Raw genomic sequence first — 796 nt, 5'->3', positions numbered from 1 at the left:
GCTGCGGATTTCTCCTTCGCCATGACTCCATCCTCGTTTCCAAGGTTCGGAGCCTCCACACGACCCAGTGCGGTTCATTTCTTGGTGACGGTTCACGTTTCTCTTCGGCGAAAAAAGCCGCCTCTTACGTCGGAATCACACCCTCGACCTGGTCTTCTGGAACCATGAGCCAGCCCCGCAGGGCGATCAGCAAGGAAGGCCCGGCGCCGCTTCGGTTGGCGCTATTCCAGGCCGCCGGCATCCCCAATTGGCAGCGTTCTACCACCGGATGATGACGACCCAGGGGCATTGCCACACCCAGGCCAGCATCGCCGTCGCCCGCAAACTCACCGAACGCATCTGGGTGACGATCACCACCGGCCGCCGTTACCAGCTGCGCGACACCAACGGCGACCCCATCACCAGCCGGGCCGCGAAAGAGATCATCAACACCCATTGTCACGTCGATGCCAGCACCCGCGCCCGGACACGCGCCCACACAAGCGTCGCCCGCAAATCGAAACTGACGCACTGACAACATAATCCAAACGATCACTGGCACCTGCCGAGGCTGAACGCACCCAGCATCACGAAGCACAGCAGCCGGCAGATTCCAGACCAGTCGATTACACCCCATGCGCTCTCGCACCAGCAACGGCATGGCACGAGAGCCGCTCACCGCTGCGTGAAATACCCTCCCACCGGCCAGCCGCAGAACCTCTTGACAACCGTTAGGGAATCTCTTCCCGATTCAGAGTGCGTTGATCCGGTCTTGAAGTTGGCCGGAGTGGATCAGGGATCGCAGGATGTAGTGGTT

2 protein-coding genes are annotated in these 796 nt (G+C 60.9%); both read left to right on the top strand.

Going from position 1 to position 796, the window contains the following annotated elements; genetic code table 11:
- A partial coding sequence (locus tag B8W67_RS20165; RefSeq protein ID WP_133056186.1) for a transposase occupies nt 1-272 on the top strand: 272 nt, incomplete at its 5' end.
- Entirely contained in the window at nt 272-514 is a 243-nt protein-coding gene (locus B8W67_RS20160) for a hypothetical protein (RefSeq protein ID WP_085305935.1), read from the top strand. The genes B8W67_RS20165 and B8W67_RS20160, both read left to right, overlap by 1 nt.
- Nucleotides 515-796 lie beyond the last annotated feature (282 nt).

The sequence above is a fragment of the Mycolicibacillus koreensis genome, from assembly GCF_002104795.1.
Taxonomy (GTDB): Bacteria; Actinomycetota; Actinomycetes; order Mycobacteriales; family Mycobacteriaceae; genus Mycobacterium; species Mycobacterium koreense.
Note: the sequence above shows the minus strand (reverse complement) of the source record. Positions and strands in the feature narration are given on the sequence as shown.

Bases quoted from the DNA above. Each gene is read 5' to 3' on its own strand.
- B8W67_RS20160 (WP_085305935.1), top strand. From the start codon at position 272: ATGACGACCCAGGGGCATTGCCACACCCAGGCCAGCATCGCCGTCGCC.